At 42.0% G+C, this 15320-nt stretch carries 17 protein-coding genes; 12 read left to right on the forward strand and 5 right to left on the reverse strand.

Annotated elements, in window-relative coordinates; all coding sequences use genetic code 11:
- Window positions 1-66: 66 nt before the first annotated feature.
- Both AACR09_RS02165 and AACR09_RS02170 read right to left on the reverse strand, forming a co-directional pair.
- Entirely contained in the window at window positions 67-279 is a 213-nt protein-coding gene (locus AACR09_RS02165; RefSeq protein ID WP_017106559.1) for a VF530 family protein, read from the reverse strand.
- Window positions 280-324: 45 nt separating this feature from the next.
- On the reverse strand, window positions 325-1275 hold the full coding sequence (locus tag AACR09_RS02170) for a LysR substrate-binding domain-containing protein (RefSeq protein WP_193835946.1): 951 nt from the start codon (window positions 1273-1275) through the stop codon (window positions 325-327).
- A gap of 103 nt (window positions 1276-1378) precedes the next feature.
- On the opposite strand from AACR09_RS02170, the gene AACR09_RS02175 reads away from it, so the two are divergent.
- On the forward strand, window positions 1379-1585 hold the full coding sequence (locus AACR09_RS02175; RefSeq protein WP_076645905.1) for a DUF1127 domain-containing protein: 207 nt from the start codon (window positions 1379-1381) through the stop codon (window positions 1583-1585).
- A gap of 136 nt (window positions 1586-1721) precedes the next feature.
- Here AACR09_RS02175 and AACR09_RS02180 read toward each other — a convergent pair whose 3' ends face one another.
- From AACR09_RS02180 to AACR09_RS02190, 3 genes are all read right to left on the reverse strand, one after another.
- Window positions 1722-2627, reverse strand: coding sequence for a LysR substrate-binding domain-containing protein (locus AACR09_RS02180; protein WP_076645906.1), 906 nt, complete (start codon window positions 2625-2627; stop codon window positions 1722-1724).
- Window positions 2628-2965: 338 nt separating this feature from the next.
- Complete coding sequence (locus tag AACR09_RS02185) at window positions 2966-4654, reverse strand: AMP-binding protein (protein ID WP_017084229.1); 1689 nt, start codon at window positions 4652-4654, stop codon at window positions 2966-2968.
- Window positions 4655-4737: 83 nt separating this feature from the next.
- The gene (locus tag AACR09_RS02190) at window positions 4738-5481 is read right to left on the reverse strand and encodes a helix-turn-helix domain-containing protein (protein WP_102535114.1); all 744 of its coding nucleotides are present in this window, start codon (window positions 5479-5481) and stop codon (window positions 4738-4740) included.
- A 194-nt stretch (window positions 5482-5675) separates the two neighbouring features.
- Here AACR09_RS02190 and AACR09_RS02195 point away from each other — a divergent pair, with 194 nt between their 5' ends.
- The 11 genes from AACR09_RS02195 (at window position 5676) to AACR09_RS02245 (ending at window position 15313) form a co-directional block, all read left to right on the forward strand.
- Complete coding sequence (locus tag AACR09_RS02195; RefSeq protein WP_086715348.1) at window positions 5676-5846, forward strand: Flp family type IVb pilin; 171 nt, start codon at window positions 5676-5678, stop codon at window positions 5844-5846.
- 157 nt (window positions 5847-6003) lie between these two features.
- On the forward strand, window positions 6004-6534 hold the full coding sequence (locus AACR09_RS02200; RefSeq protein WP_193835947.1) for a prepilin peptidase: 531 nt from the start codon (window positions 6004-6006) through the stop codon (window positions 6532-6534).
- 37 nt (window positions 6535-6571) lie between these two features.
- A complete protein-coding gene (locus tag AACR09_RS02205; protein WP_017080022.1) occupies window positions 6572-7921 on the forward strand; it encodes an ATPase AAA in 1350 nt (449 codons plus the stop codon).
- On the forward strand, window positions 7914-8663 hold the full coding sequence (gene cpaB / locus AACR09_RS02210; protein WP_017080023.1) for a Flp pilus assembly protein CpaB: 750 nt from the start codon (window positions 7914-7916) through the stop codon (window positions 8661-8663). Before AACR09_RS02205 ends, cpaB begins: the two co-directional genes overlap by 8 nt.
- An 8-nt stretch (window positions 8664-8671) precedes the next feature.
- A complete protein-coding gene (locus AACR09_RS02215) occupies window positions 8672-10126 on the forward strand; it encodes a type II and III secretion system protein family protein (RefSeq protein ID WP_102498641.1) in 1455 nt (484 codons plus the stop codon).
- The gene (locus AACR09_RS02220; RefSeq protein ID WP_017080025.1) at window positions 10089-10385 is read left to right on the forward strand and encodes a hypothetical protein; all 297 of its coding nucleotides are present in this window, start codon (window positions 10089-10091) and stop codon (window positions 10383-10385) included. The genes AACR09_RS02215 and AACR09_RS02220 overlap by 38 nt, the downstream gene beginning before the upstream one ends.
- 16 nt (window positions 10386-10401) lie before the next feature.
- Window positions 10402-11670 (forward strand): TadE/TadG family type IV pilus assembly protein, encoded by a 1269-nt coding sequence (locus AACR09_RS02225; protein ID WP_108092834.1) that lies wholly within the window; start codon window positions 10402-10404, stop codon window positions 11668-11670.
- 2 nt (window positions 11671-11672) lie between these two features.
- A complete protein-coding gene (locus tag AACR09_RS02230; protein ID WP_029222737.1) occupies window positions 11673-12101 on the forward strand; it encodes a TadE/TadG family type IV pilus assembly protein in 429 nt (142 codons plus the stop codon).
- Window positions 12101-12586: a TadE/TadG family type IV pilus assembly protein gene (locus AACR09_RS02235; RefSeq protein WP_029222738.1), complete on the forward strand. Its 486-nt coding sequence runs from the start codon at window positions 12101-12103 to the stop codon at window positions 12584-12586. The genes AACR09_RS02230 and AACR09_RS02235 overlap by 1 nt, the downstream gene beginning before the upstream one ends.
- Window positions 12587-12610: 24 nt before the next feature.
- Window positions 12611-13831: an AAA family ATPase gene (locus AACR09_RS02240; RefSeq protein WP_102398355.1), complete on the forward strand. Its 1221-nt coding sequence runs from the start codon at window positions 12611-12613 to the stop codon at window positions 13829-13831.
- A gap of 33 nt (window positions 13832-13864) precedes the next feature.
- Window positions 13865-15313, forward strand: a complete 1449-nt coding sequence (locus tag AACR09_RS02245) for a CpaF family protein (protein ID WP_004734450.1) — start codon at window positions 13865-13867, stop codon at window positions 15311-15313.
- Window positions 15314-15320 lie beyond the last annotated feature (7 nt).

Consider the following 15320-nt stretch of genomic DNA (forward strand, 5'->3'; position numbering starts at 1 on the left):
TACGGTGATATGGTCCCGTATTAAGCAGATACGGGACAAATTTAGATAGAGCTAAAAAGAGAGGGACTAGCGTTTCAAATCAATGTAGATCTGCTCTACTTTAGTACGAGCCCAGTCTGTTTTACGCAAAAACTTTAAGCTAGATTTAATGCTTGGGTCTTTTTTGAAACAGTTGATGTTCACCATGTAACTCAACTCTTCCCAACCGTAATGCTCAACCAATTCAGTCAGTAGCTTCTGCAATGTGATGCCGTGAAGTGGGTTATTTTCTTGTGTCATGAGATGTTCTCGCCATTTATTTGAGCTCAGTATATCAGTTTCGCTTTATGAATTATCAGACCATTTAAGCTCGTAATCTGTCTCGATAATAGAAATTTCTTCTCGACCTTTATTTCCAAATAACTGAACCTGACTTTGCATCCAAGCTTCAAAGCGTTTGATTTTCTCGCGATGAAAGTATCCCGCAGGTGCACACAAGAAGTAATTGTACTTGGGCTTAAGTGCGATGTTACCTATACGTACCAACTTCTTTTCCTGCAAATACCGATAAACCAAGCTGTGTTTGACCAGTGCGACACCTTGAACGGATAACGCCCCTTCTAAAACAAAATGCGAACCATCAAATTGCAGTGATGAACGTCCTGCCTTTGCTCCAACAACATCTAACCATAGATTCCAATCCATATCAGGCCAGCGGTCTTCAATTAGTTCAGCTTTGTGTAGATCGTCGATGTCATAAATACCATGCTTCTCTTGGTAGATAGGGTGGCAGACAGGGTAAACCACTTCGTCCATTAACCAACGCGATTCAATGTTTGGATAACTACCATGACCATATCGAACGCAGACATCGACATTAGAGTCTTCAAACGTCACGAGCTTGTTGGTCGGTTCAATCAACATGGATAGATCTGGGTGACGATCGCGAAAGTCACCAATTCTAGGTACCAACCAGTGTTGGGCAAATGATGGCACGGTCGAAATAGACAGTTGAGTGGGATTTGGGTCTTGGTTAATTCGCCTCACACCATCTTGAATGTGGGCAAAGCCTTTCTTAGCTTGCAGGTAAAGCACTTCACCTTCATGAGTGAGTACTATTTTTCGGTGCTGACGAATAAACAAGTCTGCACCTAACCACTCTTCAAGTTGGCGAATTTGTTGGCTTACTGCTGCTGCTGTGACAAACAGTTTTTCTGCCGCAAGTTTAAAACTGCCAGTTTCAGCTGCAGTGTAAAAGTAATAGATCCCTTGAAATGGTGGAGTTCGTTCTCTCACATTAGTTTTCCTTAACTGAATGTCAGTATCTATCGTTTGTCGATGTTGCTCTGTTGGTCGATTATTGACCATAACAAAGCGAAAGATCAACAGGAGAAAGGCTATGAATACGATAACAGCGACATCAAGGGCTAACCAATTATTCTTATCATCGTTATCAGTTAAGAAATTCTATTCTAACTTTGAGCGTTATCTTCAGAATCGTAGAACCAGACAACAGCTGTCTGAGTTACCAGAGTATTTATTGAGAGATGTCGGGATTACTCAGAATCAAGTCGATAAAGAACTGAAGAAATCGTTTTGGGAGTGAGTCAAGACAGCGTAGCTTTTAACTCGACGTTGCTTTAACTCAACATAATTTGTCGGTGTCGGGAGGTTTACGTTGCCGCTCTATGCTCATTGCTTATTTAAGCCTATTCCTTGTTTAAGAAATTAGTAGGTGAGATCTAATTATCCAATAGCTCGTTTACTTCTTCGTGCAACCAATTGGTGAACGCGGTAATACGCTCTTCTCTCGGGGAGTTAGGGTCAAAGCATAGGTTGACTTGAACCCCAGGTGTCATGCCTATATCAAAGGGCTTCACTAGCAAGCCGCGTTCGATGAAGTCACCAGCTAAGCTGTCTGTTGCCAAGCAAACCCCATGTCCCGCCATGACAGTCGTTAAGCCCATATCAAAGGTACCGACTTCCATCCACTGAATGGTGCTGCTTTGAGTCGATATGTTTGCTTGCCTAAACCATTCCTCCCACGGGAAACAACCGCTATCAAACTGAATCAGCCAACATTTGAGGAGTTGTTCAGGTGATGTGAAGTTCAAAGAGTTTGCGAGTTCAGGGGAACAAAAAGGGTAAACCGGTTCGTTGATTAGCATCTCAAGAGTCAAGCCTTCTTCAACGCATAGATCTTCGCCTTGTCGAATAGCAACATCAATCTCGCCATGTTTTAAATTTGGGGTATCACACCCTGTTAGTATCTTAATTGGGATCTCTGGGTGCTTTACCGAGAACTTCCACAGCCTAGGTAGTAACCAACGAGAAGCAAAAGAAGGGGGACTTCTAACAACAAGCAGCCCTTGAATAGGTTCTGATTGGATCTTGTTTAACCCCAGCAGAACCTCTTGAAATCCATCAGAGACATGTCTAAAAAGTGTGTGCCCTTCATGCGTCAAAGTCATTGCACGGCCCTTACGAATAAAGAGCTTACATCCAAGCTGTTCTTCTAACTGTCGAATCTTCTGGCTGACGGCTGCTTGAGTGACGAACAGCTCTTCAGCCGCTTTGCTGTAATTGCTCAAGCGAGCCGCAACTTCAAAGTAACGGAGACCTGAAAGGTGACGCAGTCTATTGTCCATAATCTCAGCTTATAGTTCTTGTTAATAATGGTTGTTCGATTATCGAACAGGTTGTTTTCATAATAGCGACAAATAAACAAGGAATACAAGAGAGATAAAATGAAAACAATAACCTGTTGGATCGGCAGATTTGTTAATCAGATGCTTAAAGTTAATGATAAAACCAAGATGAGTAAGACGGTTAAATCGAGACAAGTTATTAGTTCGGAATCGCTGAGCAGTCGAATGAGGGAGGACATCGGTCTGGACAATGGGAGCAATGATGCGGCTGATTACACTAAATACCTATAAGTTGAGCTTACAAAAAAGGAGCCGTACTGGCTCCTTCTCGATTTTGATTACTCTTCCCAAACTACCAATTTATCTTTCGGCCAGTTATGACCGACTTCATGGTATTTCTGCTCAAGGATATGTCGCTTTATCTTGAGAGTTGGAGTAAGAACACCATTATCAATGCTCCATGGTTCTTTAATCATCAGTACGCCTTTGATCTTCTCATGCGAAGCTAACTGTTCGTTCATTTTTTCAATGACGCGTTTGCTTGTTCTTTCGTAACGAGCCCGATCAAAATTAGGGAAGTCATGCGGTACTACGAGCAGGATAGGGCCAGGTAAGCCTAAGCCTATCAAACACATCATTTCTACACGACTGTACTCAAAGAGTTTATTTTCGATTGGTACAGGAGCGACAAACTTGCCTTTTGCGGTTTTAAAGGTATCTTTCTTACGCCCACGAATCGTTAAATAGCCCTCGCTGTCGATATCACCAATATCGCCCGTATGAAGCCAACCTTCTGAGTTAAAAGACTCTTGAGTTGCAATGTCATTTTTGTAATAACCAGAGAACATGCCTTTGCTTCGAACTAAAATCTCTTCGTCTTCTGCAATTTTGAGTTCAATGCCCGGACCTGCATTACCTACAGTGCCAATTTTGTCTGCTCTAAACGGGTGGTTAATCGTGCTGTAGGCGAAAGACTCAGTCATTCCCCAAGCTTCGGTAATGTGTAGGCCAACACTCTCATACCATGCAAGTAGAGCTGGTGATACCGGAGCTGAGCCACAGCCAAGAACGCGAGCTTGGTCTAACCCCAGACCATCAGCCAGTTTCTTCTTAATGAGGTTATTCACGAACGGAATTTTAAGTAAGAAGTTCAGTTTTTTCTGTGGAAGTTTATCTTGGATTCGTTGTTGGAATAGAGTCCATAAACGAGGAACTGAAATAAACAAAGTTGGACGATGCATTTTTACATCATCAATAAATGTGTCTAAAGATTCAGGGAAAGCAGTAACCACCCCACCCATCACTGAAGAACCAAAGATGTACACTCGTTCGGTTATATGGGCAAGCGGCAGATAAGAAAACAGGCGATCGCCAGGTTGGATACCAATGTGATCGATTAATCTCTGAACTGACCATGTAAAGGCACCATACGTGAGCATTGCGCCTTTCGGTAACCCAGACGTACCCGAAGTATAAACAAGCGACATCAGCTTATCATCGTGATGCTGAGGTCTTTTGGTTGAGGGTTCATGTGTTTCGATAAGTTGCTCAAAAGTGTGCTGGCACTTAGCGGCAGTATCGTAGGGTAACGAGATACTAATTAGACTCGGATTATCATCGAGTACTTTTTGAGTGGCTTTAGGATCATCAAGCTTACCGGCAATTACAATTTTACTTTCACTGTGTTCAATACAGTATTGAATAGTGTCTGCACCCGCTGTTGGAAAGATTGGGACGCTGACAAAATCTCCTAACATCATGGCAAGATCACAGATAAACCACTCTGCACAGTTTTTTGAAACGAGAGCGACTCGATCGCCGGGTTGAGCTCCGAGTCCTTCTAATGCTGACGCCAGTTTTAGTGCTTTGTCGGCCACTTCTTTATAAGTAAATTCAACAAATTGGCGGTTGATGATTTGTTTTAAATAGACTTCATCTGGGCGTTCTTCTGCCCATTTTAAAATCATGTCATTGGGTGTAGGGAGAGCTGTTGCTTTTTCTTGGCTAAACTCGTTAGGCTGAATCATTGTCTAACTCCATGTTTTTCGCTAAGTTATTTTTGTTAAAATCATGTTAAATGTACCATGATTTTTTCTTTTAGGGAGTAAAATTAGCGTTTTCTGTTATCCGTGCAGGCACGTCTGTAACTTGCGGGTGTTACTCCGGTCCTTTTCTTAAAGATTCTTGAAAAATACGACACATCCTTGTATCCACATTGGTAAGAAATAACAGCTATTTTTGATTCGGTATCGGCTTCGATTAACTTTTTGGCTAACAGGATTCGTTTATCGCATACAAAGTCTCTAAAGCTTACTCCAAAGTGTAGATGAAACTTCTTAGAAAAGTAGGTTGTTGAACAATGGCACTTTTCTGCGATTTCTGTTTCTCTGATTTCTTTGTTGATGTTGTCCATAACAAAGTTAACGACTTCAGAGGTAAACAACTTTGCAGGTAATTGATTGTTGTTGTTTGTATCTCGGTCTAGATCAAAGTGAGGCTCGAAGATATGTTGTGTTTTACGTTGTAGTTCTTCGAACTTACTGGTCAGATGTTTACTGTTTGTTTCGATAATAAAAAATATATTCTTATGATTTCGAACGATATTAGGTAACGGGTCTGAGCAAATAATGACTATTCTTTTATTTAGGTTCTCGCAAATAGATAAAGCCATTGTAAGTAGTTGAAGTTTATCTGGCTTATTCAATATGAAAAACACTAACCTTACATCTAAGTTACTGATTATAGATATATCTTGTCCAAAGTTTTCAATAGGAAAGTAGTGGCTTATTTTATTGATAATAACAGCGTTAAAATCACTATCCTTATCTGATAATAAAGGTGTTACTACTTTCATATAAATACCAACTCTATTTCATATTTAAATGTGGCTTTAAAATTAGCTAAATTACTATACGTAACAATTAGATTAGAAGTACCACAAAAAAGTGCAAGTGAATGGCAAAAAAATCCTAACCGAATATATCTCTCACCTCTAGATTTAGTTTACAGGTAAACAAAGCCTGATACGTAAATCAAGGAGAGGTTCTCATGGATAAGTTTTTGAATAATTGTAAAGAATTCATGAAAGATGAAGAAGGGTTGACTGTTATCGAGTACGTAATCGGTGCAGCATTATTAGTATTAGGTATGACAACCGTATTTTCTGGTTTAGGGAATACTCTGGCAGCCAAACTGAATACAATCGTTGGTGGTTTATGATCGGAAAGGAGTGAGGCAGCAAAGAGGGCTTACTTCGGTTTCCTATATTATCGCTGCTGCCTTACTTGTTATTGCGATAGGGTTGGTTTTTTCTGGGATGGCAACAGCCTTACTTAGTAAAATCCAGAGCATTATTTTGAGTGTATGAATTAAATATATGATTAATGAGCCTTCAGTTTTTTGGGCATTGCTAATTGCAGTTTCGGTATACGATGTTGAGAAGCATCGTATACCAAACAAAATATTGATACTGTTTTTGTTTGTGTATTTTTTATCAATGTTTAACCGCAATTACACCTTTGATGTTTTTTTAATGTCCTTCGTTGGATTTGTGGTGTTTTTTTGTTTTGGATTACTCTTATATTTTGTAAGAGCTATGTCTGCAGGAGATGTGAAGCTATTAGGTATTGTGGGGATGTATCTCGGGTGGGGACAGTTACTTGATGCGTCGTACTTTATCTTACTTTCTTCTGGAGTGATCGGGACTTTCTACCTGCTATATAACTTTTCCAACTCGAACAGTCTTAGTATTAAAGGCTATTTTGAAAATAAGCTGATCGTGCTTGGTGGAGTGACACCAGTATTGGATGAAAGTGAGAGTTTGCACGCTAGGTATTCAAATAAGGTGACGATGCCTTTTGCACCCTCTGTTGTCATGGGATTGGCGATGTATAGCTACTTTACTTAAATCTGTTGTTGGTTAGCTTCATGGAGAGGAATAATATATGGATATTATAGGGCGTACTGATCCAACAACTTTGAAGCCTCAAATTTCAGCCCCAGCCGTTCCTACATCTATTGATATGTTGGGTGTTCCTGAAGTTGTTATAGAAAACCTTGTGTTGAAGCACCTGTCAGCCTACCCCAAGTCGGATGTTTTAGATCTTTCTAACTATTTATGTGTTGTGACACATATTGTTGAAAGTGCGTTGGCTGTGTTGAGAACAAAGTCATTGATTGAAGTTTTTCAACCAACCTCGAACCTTTCTCTCTCATCTGCATCTCATAGTCACGTCCGCTATTCCCTTTCTGAGAAAGGACTTGAAGAAGCTGATCTTGCCTTTAAACGTGATGCTTATTTAGGTCCTGCCCCCGTTTCACTTACTCAATATAGTGATGTGGTAAAGCAGCAGGATCTAAGAGCAGAGCTAGTGACTCGGCCACATGTCGAAGCTGCACTGAATGATGTATATGGTGTCGACAAAATGATTTCGGTATTGGGGCCAGCAATAAATTCGGGACGAGCTTTGTTGCTGTATGGGCATGCGGGGACGGGTAAAACATTTGTAGCTTCACGTATTGTCAATGCGCTGCATACGTCTGTTTTCATTCCTTATGCAGTCTATGCCTTAGGCAACATTATCAAGGTGTTTTCTGCACAACATCATAAACCGTTAGACAGTAACGGTAGCGATCAAAGTATCTCCCTCAAAGATCAATACGACAAGCGTTGGCTTAATTGTGAAAGGCCGAATATTCAGGTGGGTGGAGAGCTCACTATGGATATGCTTGAAGTCAATCATTCTGAGAACAGTCGTGTTTGGTTAGCGCCTGTACAAATGATGGCAAATAATGGGATTTTTATCATTGATGACCTTGGTCGTCAGCCCATGCCTGTCGATGCTTTGCTTAATCGTTGGATTGTACCAATGGAATATTCCTTTGATTATTTATCGCTACCTAATGGCCAGCAAATCACGATGCCGTTTGTTCTAACGCTTGCCTTTTCTACCAATCTAAATCCCAAGAAAATAAGCGACCCTGCATTTCTACGTCGTTTAGGTTACAAAATTGAATTCAAGCCGCTGAATCAGCGAGATTATGAAGCTTTATGGATGAGCGTCGTCGCTGAAAAAGAGATGGAGCTTCAAGATGGTTTCTTTGAGCGTTTGTCTCAAATGCACACGCTTCTTAAGGTGCCACTTTTCCCCTGTTTGCCGAAAGATCTCGTTGGTATAAGCAAAGACATTCTTTCGTTTGAGCAACTCCCACCTGTTATCACATTCGATATTCTTTCCATGGCATGGGAAGTCTATTTTACCTCTGATGGACACGAGGAAGAGAATAATGAATAAGAGTCAAGTTTTCCTACTGTTTTTACTGTCCGTAGTATTCGGCTTAGCGGCTGTATTTTTTGCTAAGCAGTGGATGGATGATCAAGTTCAGCCAACCGTTGAAGTTGAAACGGTCGAGCGTCACCCCGTTGTTGTCGCATCACAAGAAATTGAAGCCGGAACCATTATCGAGGATCAGTTTTTAACCACCAGGTTGATGGAAGTTGATTGGATTAATGAAAATAACTATTCGGATAAAGCGGATCTGATTGGCAAGGTTGTTGCGAATACTATCTATGCCGGAGAGGTGCTTCACAAGTTACGATTTACTGTACCAGGAGAAGGGTCAACACTTGCCGCTCTTATCCCTGAAAATAAACGTGCGGTAACGATACGTGTTGATGATGTTATTGGTGTGGCGGGGTTCTTATTACCGGGTAATAAGGTTGATATTCTCAATACCGTTTCTTACGGAAAAAATTCTGCAGCGACTCAAACCGTTCTTAAAGATATTAAGGTTTTGGCTGTAGACCAAACGGCTAAAACGAAAGAAAACAGTCCGATTATTGTACGAGCGGTAACTCTTGAGATGACGCCGAAAGAGGCCGAGAAACTTCTCACGGCTAAAAGCAAAGGCAGTATTCAGCTGACCTTGAGAAACCCACACGAAGTAGAGAAAAAAGTGGTTCGTCGATATGTGCCTAGACCAAGTGTCACCATTATCAAAGGTACAGAAACATCTAATGTGCGCGTCAAGGATTGAGGTGAAATATGAAAATATTAATTGCGTGTGTTTTGAGCCTGATTTGTTTTTCGACGGCCAGTGTTGCGGCATTGCAGACAGGAAAAACAGTCACGGTTCCACATCATAAATCTACGCATGTGGTTCTGTCGGGAAAAGCGGCGAAGGTTTCTCTTGGTGATCCTGAAGTCTTAGATATTGTAATTTTAAAGTCAAATGAACTGTTTTTAATTGGTAAAAAATTAGGTGCGACAAACCTAATGGCTTGGGATTCACGAGGTCAGTTGATCGAGTCTATTAATATTGAGGTTACTCATGATCTTAATAGCCTCAAAGCTAAATTATATGAGTTCCTTCCTGATGAAACTATTGAAGTGCACAGTGCGCAGAATCGCTTACTGCTAAGTGGTCAGGTCAGTAACCAGCAACAAATGAATGTGGCGATGCGAATCGCGGAAACTTATTCATCGGGGCAGGCTGCTGACGAATCAAAAGAAAGTGGCAGTGAACAAGCTGCAGCGACAGGCGTTATTAACCTAATGTCTATTGGTGGTGCTCAACAAGTCATGTTAGAGGTGACGGTTGCAGAGGTTCAGAGAAGCTTAGTGAGAAAGTTTGATGCGAATTTTCATTTCTTCCAAACAAGTGGTTCGAATTTTTCTTGGGGAGCGTCTTCAGTACCTGCGGGTGTGTTAGGAGCAACCCCAATCTTCGATATCCCAACCTCTACTGATTACGGTATTTTAGGGTCTTTCATTGATAGTAATACCTTGTTTACTTTCGCATTGGATGTTGCGAAACAAAACGGTGTGGCGAAAGTTTTAGCTGAACCAAATTTAACCGCACTAAGCGGTTCCAAGGCTGAGTTTTTAGCCGGTGGTGAGTTTCCTATTCCTGTTCCCGACGATGATGGAATTACCATTGAGTACAAGGAATACGGTGTCGGGTTGAAATTCATACCTACCGTACTCAGCGATAAAAAAATCAATCTGAATTTGGCTGTTGATGTCAGTGAAATCGCTAATAGTAGTTCGTTAACTATTGATCCTGGAACTACCAATGCGACCTATCTTATCCCTCCAATTACTAGACGAAGTGCTTCGTCGACGCTTGAGTTAGCCGATGGCCAAACAATCGGTATTGCGGGTTTACTCAGTGAGAATGTCAGAGATGTCAGCAACAAAATGCCGGGTATTGGTGATGTGCCTATTTTAGGTCAGCTCTTTAATAGTCAAGAGTATGTGTCTGGAGAAACTGAGCTGGTCATTCTTGTTACGCCTCGACTCGCCAAACCGGTGGATAGAAGTAAGGTAACACTGCCAACTGATGCCTTTGTTGATCCTAATGATCTGGAATATTACTTGTTAGGCCGAAGCGCTTACATAGCTGAACCGTCTGAATCTGATTCAGAGCAATCTCAAGCTTCACAGGATATATCACCGACCGATGGTGGTAGCGAAGGCTCATTTGGGCATGATTTATAAGGGGATAGATATGACTAAAATAATGATGATCTTTCTCGCAATGTTATTAGTTGGCTGTGCGAACGATGCTCGTTTAGGGCATTCGGTAGCACTAGTGAAAACAGAGCAAACGTATAACCCTAATGCTACCCAAGAGAATTTACTCGAAGTACCTGATGGTACAGGGGAGCGGATGCAGACTGGTTACGACAGATATGTTGGCAGAGGTGAAAACGAACTGTCCGGAAGTAGTAGCCAGATCTTAGAAGATTTTAACTAAATCTGGAGGTACTCATATGTTGTATCGAGTATCACAAAGCCCTAAAAAGCAACAAGGCTTAGTTGTGGTGATGATTACTGCTGCCTTGTTGGTTTTTCTAGCTGTCTCAGCGCTAGCTGTAGACATAAACCATATGGTTGTAAATAAAACGCGCTTACAAAATGCAGTTGATTCTGCAGCGCTGGCTGCCGCAACCATATTAGACAATAGCAAAGATAAAGACGCGGTAGACGCGGAAGTCGGTACGGCGCTCAATGCTATGGCGGCTTCAACAGGGAACCAAGAAATTGATTTTTCGACCGCTTCTATAAGCATTGATTATTCGAATGACCCACAGGATTTTACTGGCACGGCGACGTTCGGTGCAAGTGATGATGTTTATGTGCGAGTTCGCGTGGATGCACTAGAGATGGATGAATTTTTCATTCATATGTTTGGTCTTGATAAGGCAGTATCGGCAAGTGCCGTTGCTGGGCCAAGCTCAGGGCAAGAAGTCGTTAATAACGTTGTACCCATTGGCGTATGTATTGGTGATGGCACTTCGGATAACGATATTGATCCTGAAGATGGTTTTCACGATGACACCGGTGAGGTAATAACCAATGTGTTTGGTTATGAGGTCGGTACCGTTCATGCTCTTAAGGTAGGGGATAACAAACTATCTGAAATGGGTAATGGTAATTATCACCTATTAGACTTTGGCTCTGGTGGTAAAACCGTCAAAGAAGGCTTAGGTGGGAATTATAGTTATCCTGTAGCGATTGGTGACAATATAACCACTAAACCAGGTGGCACGGTTGGTCCCACAGGCGATGGCCTGAATACTCGTTTTGGTGATTATGGTGGTGGCTTATCTGCATCAGATTATCCTTCAGATTATGTAACCACAGAACCTACCAACGAAATAACGATTGATGCCGGTACGGGAGAGATCGACTCTGACGGAAGTTATACCTACGCTCAATATGAGTCAGAGACTAACGCCTGTATAGCAAGCGGAGGTTCAGGGTGTGCATCTAATGGTGTGGCTTGGCGAAGAATTTTACCGATTCCTATGGTTGATTGCTCAGGTAAAAGTGGTGGTGCAACCGACTTTACCGTAAACAAAATTGGCTGTTTTTTCTTGTTGCAAAAAGCACCAACTAATAACTCAGGTACACCCGCCGTTTTTGGTGAGTTTATCCACTCTTGCAGTGTTGCTGGTGGTTCTGGTAGTACAACGTCGACAACGGAAGGGACTTATAAGATTGTTTTGTATAAGGACCCCAATAGTGGGGAGTCTTGATCATGAAGCAATCTAATCAATTTCAACAGGGGTTTGCTGCTGTAGAGATGGTCATTGTGACTCCCGTCTTATTGTTTTTTCTAGTTTTAGTTCTAGAGCTTGGCAATGTTCTGGTTCACTACAATGTGATATCGAAGTCAGTACAAAATGGCGCTCGTTATGCGGTTAGTGAAGTATATGGAACCATTGGTGGAACCATCGCACCGACGTCTGAAATTCAGAATGTCGTGGTCTATGGTCAGAACAGCGCGGGGACAGCTGTACTATCTTCATTGACGACATCGGATGTGACGGTAACCCCGCCTTCAGGCGACAGTTATGTACGAGTTAGTGTGACGTATGATTATGTTCCACTTTTCTTGTCTATTCCTTTTTCGAATGAGAGTTTTGCTGTTCCATTAAGTGTGACTTCAGTGATGAGGGTGCTGTGATGACAAGGCTTAAAAGACGAATTGAAGGGCTGGCCATTATTGAGTTCACTCTGGTCTCATCGCTAATTTTTCTACTTCTCTTTCTCATTTTAGCGTTGGGTGCCTATATATTTTCGCTACAAATGGTTAGTGAAGCGACTAGGAAGGCGGCTCGGTTAGCGACGGTATGTTACGTCCTAGATAGAGACAATATTGCAGGAATGGTGGTGGATGATATTCCTCTTGTTGGATTTACTAATGCGAACTTAGAAGTGGCTTACTTAGACGCGAGCGGGGGAGAGGTTGCTTCTGATTTTGAAGCGAACTTTGGCACCATTAAGTTTGTGCGTGCTAGGGCTACGGGTTATGGCATTCAGTTAATCAGTAACCTAAGCTTTCTAGGAGTGAATGGATTTCTTGCTGCCCCTGCGTTTGAAACAATATTACCAGCTGAAAGCTTAGGTGTGGTTAGGGCGGACTCTGAAAAAAGGAATCGGTGTCCATAAGTTATTTATTACGGGAGTAGCGGTATGGGGGAAGCGATCAAAATAACGCCGAATGAAAACGATAAAGATATGACGCGTTTAAGAACGAATCTAAAGGTTTGGTTAGTCTACAGTACTGACGGCTTTCATTCGCATATGAGTAAAGAACTAAAAAAATGCCGAAATGTTCATGTAACGTCGTTTTCTCTTGCGGCAATGAGTGAGGAATACCTAAAAAGTGCAGATGTCCCAGAGCTTATTTTCGTTGAAGCTAATGGGAATTGGGCTCAAAAAATGGTTGAGTTGCAAGGGTATGATTTGTCTTTAGAAGACAAGGATTTGTCTTTAGTTGTGCTTGGTGATGAAAGTGATAACGGATCACTAAAAATAGCACTTCGTTTAGGGGCATCAGATTTTTTGTCTCATAATGTGACTCTATCGGACTTACTTCCATTATTGAAGAAAACCGCTTCCGAAAAACTTGAGAACTCCAGTTACGGAGAGTTTATCTTGTTTTTGAATACCAAAGGAGGGATGGGGGCAACTACCTTGGCTTTAAATACTGCCATTGAGATGGCGACTCAACATCCTAATGAAGTTCTTTTACTTGATATCGATCTTCAGTTTGGCGTGATTCCAGACTATTTGAACATAGTTCCGACTTATAGCGTTTCTGATGCGATCAACAGTTCTAATGATTTGGATGAAATGTCTTTGGGCTCTTTGGTAAATAAACACGAATCAGGTCTCCATGTTCTAAGCTTTAAACATGAAAATAACGCTGATGATTTCGAGCAGGCTCAGAAAATTGGCAGATTACTTCCAATTCTGCGTCGTTTCTACCCTTATGTGATCATTGACCTGTCTAGAGGCTTAGATCACGTATTTGCATCAGCAATATCACCCGCGACTAAAGTACTTTTGGTTTTGCAACAGAGCTTAGTGTCAGTAAAAAACACAAGCCGACTAATTAAATCTCTGAAGTTTGAGTACGGCTTACAAAGTGACTCAATAGAGGTCATTCTCAACCGTTATGAAAAGCGACATTCAATTAAGTTGAAAGACATTGAGCAAGCAGTGGGTAACCACGACATACACCTTATGCCAAATGATTTTAAAGTCGCGCTAGAGAGTGCCAACTTGGGGCAGCCGTTAGTTCAGTCGAGAAAAAAAAGCTCTATTACTCGCTCTATCATCGACTTATCTCATGTTCTTTCACCACCGGAGCAGGAAGAGAAAGGGTGGCTGAAAAAGTTGTTTTCATAATGAGTTGATGAAAAGTAAACACGAGGGATTGTGATGTTCTTTAAACGAAAAAATGTAAATCCAGAGTTTGAAAAAAAAGTAGAACAGATTTCGCATGATTCAGAAGATGCCAATCCTGTTGAACGTTTATCAAGTGTTGAGACGTCCAGTCACTCTCGGACAGAAGCGAGCGTTGAAAAGGAGAAAGCGATCGATGAAGCTCGAAAAGTACTGGAGCAAGAATTATCAATCAAACACTTCTTTCATAAGCAGTTGCTTGAAACGTTAGACTTAGGGTTACTTTCTAGCTTGGAGAAAGAGCGCGCCAAGCTAGATTTGCATGAAGCTATCGTTCAGTTGATGGCTGATGATGGTAGTCATGCACTCAGCGCAGAAGGTCGTAAGCGGGTCATCAAACAGATAGAAGATGAAGTTTTTGGTCTTGGTCCATTGGAGCCCTTATTAGCTGATCAAACTGTATCGGATATATTGGTCAACGGCCCTAAAAGTGTCTACGTTGAGCGAAGGGGGAAACTCGAAAAAACGCCCTATACTTTTCTTGATGACCGCCATTTAAGAAACATTATTGACCGTATCGTCAGCCAGGTTGGTCGTCGGATAGATGAAGCATCACCTATGGTAGATGCCCGCTTAGTTGATGGTTCCCGTGTTAATGCGATTATCCCGCCTCTCGCACTCGATGGCCCTTCCGTTTCGATCCGTCGTTTTGCTGTCGATCGTCTGACCATGGATAACTTAATTGGTTACGACTCAGTCTCGCCTCAGATGGCTAAATTTGTGGAGGCTGCCGTGAAAGGTGAGCTGAATATCTTGATTTCAGGAGGGACGGGGTCAGGGAAAACAACCACACTGAATATCTTTTCTGGTTTCATTCCGCGAGACCAGCGAATTATTACCATAGAAGACTCGGCAGAATTACAACTGCAACAACCACATGTTATTCGTCTCGAAACCCGCCCTGCTAACCTAGAAGGGAAGGGAGAAATCAGCCAGCGCGAATTGGTTAAAAATACCTTGCGTATGCGACCAGACCGAATCGTGGTTGGGGAGGTGCGTGGTAGCGAAGCCGTTGACATGCTAGCGGCGATGAATACGGGTCATGATGGTTCACTGGCTACCATTCACGCGAATACCCCCCGTGATGCCTTGAGTCGTGTTGAAAACATGTTCTCGATGGCAGGGTGGAACATATCAACCAAAAACTTACGAGCTCAAATTGCTTCGGCTATCCACCTCGTCGTACAGATGGAGCGACAAGAAGATGGTAAGCGTCGTATGGTGAGTATCCAAGAGATCAACGGCATGGAAGGTGAGGTGATTACGATGTCGGAAATATTCCGTTTTCAGCGTAAAGGTATTGATGAAGACGGCAATATTATCGGTTATTTCACAGCAACGGGGGTTGTGCCTCAATACCATGACCAGTTAGTCAAACGTGGACTCGACCTGCCTTTCGAGCTCTTTAGTGAGACCAAAGGTTAAGGAGGGA

Source organism: Vibrio sp. OPT20 (assembly GCF_963889365.1).
GTDB classification, from domain to species: domain Bacteria; phylum Pseudomonadota; class Gammaproteobacteria; order Enterobacterales; family Vibrionaceae; genus Vibrio; species Vibrio splendidus.

Coding starts and splice junctions, on each gene's coding strand:
- AACR09_RS02195 (WP_086715348.1), top strand. CDS start 5,676: ATGGATAAGTTTTTGAATAATTGTAAAGAATTCATGAAAGATGAAGAA.
- AACR09_RS02200 (WP_193835947.1), top strand. CDS start 6,004: ATGATTAATGAGCCTTCAGTTTTTTGGGCATTGCTAATTGCAGTTTCG.
- AACR09_RS02205 (WP_017080022.1), top strand. CDS start 6,572: ATGGATATTATAGGGCGTACTGATCCAACAACTTTGAAGCCTCAAATT.
- AACR09_RS02185 (WP_017084229.1), bottom strand. CDS start 4,654: ATGATTCAGCCTAACGAGTTTAGCCAAGAAAAAGCAACAGCTCTCCCT.
- AACR09_RS02240 (WP_102398355.1), top strand. CDS start 12,611: ATGGGGGAAGCGATCAAAATAACGCCGAATGAAAACGATAAAGATATG.
- cpaB (WP_017080023.1), top strand. CDS start 7,914: ATGAATAAGAGTCAAGTTTTCCTACTGTTTTTACTGTCCGTAGTATTC.
- AACR09_RS02165 (WP_017106559.1), bottom strand. CDS start 279: ATGACACAAGAAAATAACCCACTTCACGGCATCACATTGCAGAAGCTA.
- AACR09_RS02245 (WP_004734450.1), top strand. CDS start 13,865: ATGTTCTTTAAACGAAAAAATGTAAATCCAGAGTTTGAAAAAAAAGTA.
- AACR09_RS02225 (WP_108092834.1), top strand. CDS start 10,402: ATGTTGTATCGAGTATCACAAAGCCCTAAAAAGCAACAAGGCTTAGTT.
- AACR09_RS02180 (WP_076645906.1), bottom strand. CDS start 2,627: ATGGACAATAGACTGCGTCACCTTTCAGGTCTCCGTTACTTTGAAGTT.
- AACR09_RS02235 (WP_029222738.1), top strand. CDS start 12,101: ATGACAAGGCTTAAAAGACGAATTGAAGGGCTGGCCATTATTGAGTTC.
- AACR09_RS02230 (WP_029222737.1), top strand. CDS start 11,673: ATGAAGCAATCTAATCAATTTCAACAGGGGTTTGCTGCTGTAGAGATG.
- AACR09_RS02190 (WP_102535114.1), bottom strand. CDS start 5,481: ATGAAAGTAGTAACACCTTTATTATCAGATAAGGATAGTGATTTTAAC.
- AACR09_RS02175 (WP_076645905.1), top strand. CDS start 1,379: ATGAATACGATAACAGCGACATCAAGGGCTAACCAATTATTCTTATCA.
- AACR09_RS02220 (WP_017080025.1), top strand. CDS start 10,089: ATGGTGGTAGCGAAGGCTCATTTGGGCATGATTTATAAGGGGATAGAT.
- AACR09_RS02215 (WP_102498641.1), top strand. CDS start 8,672: ATGAAAATATTAATTGCGTGTGTTTTGAGCCTGATTTGTTTTTCGACG.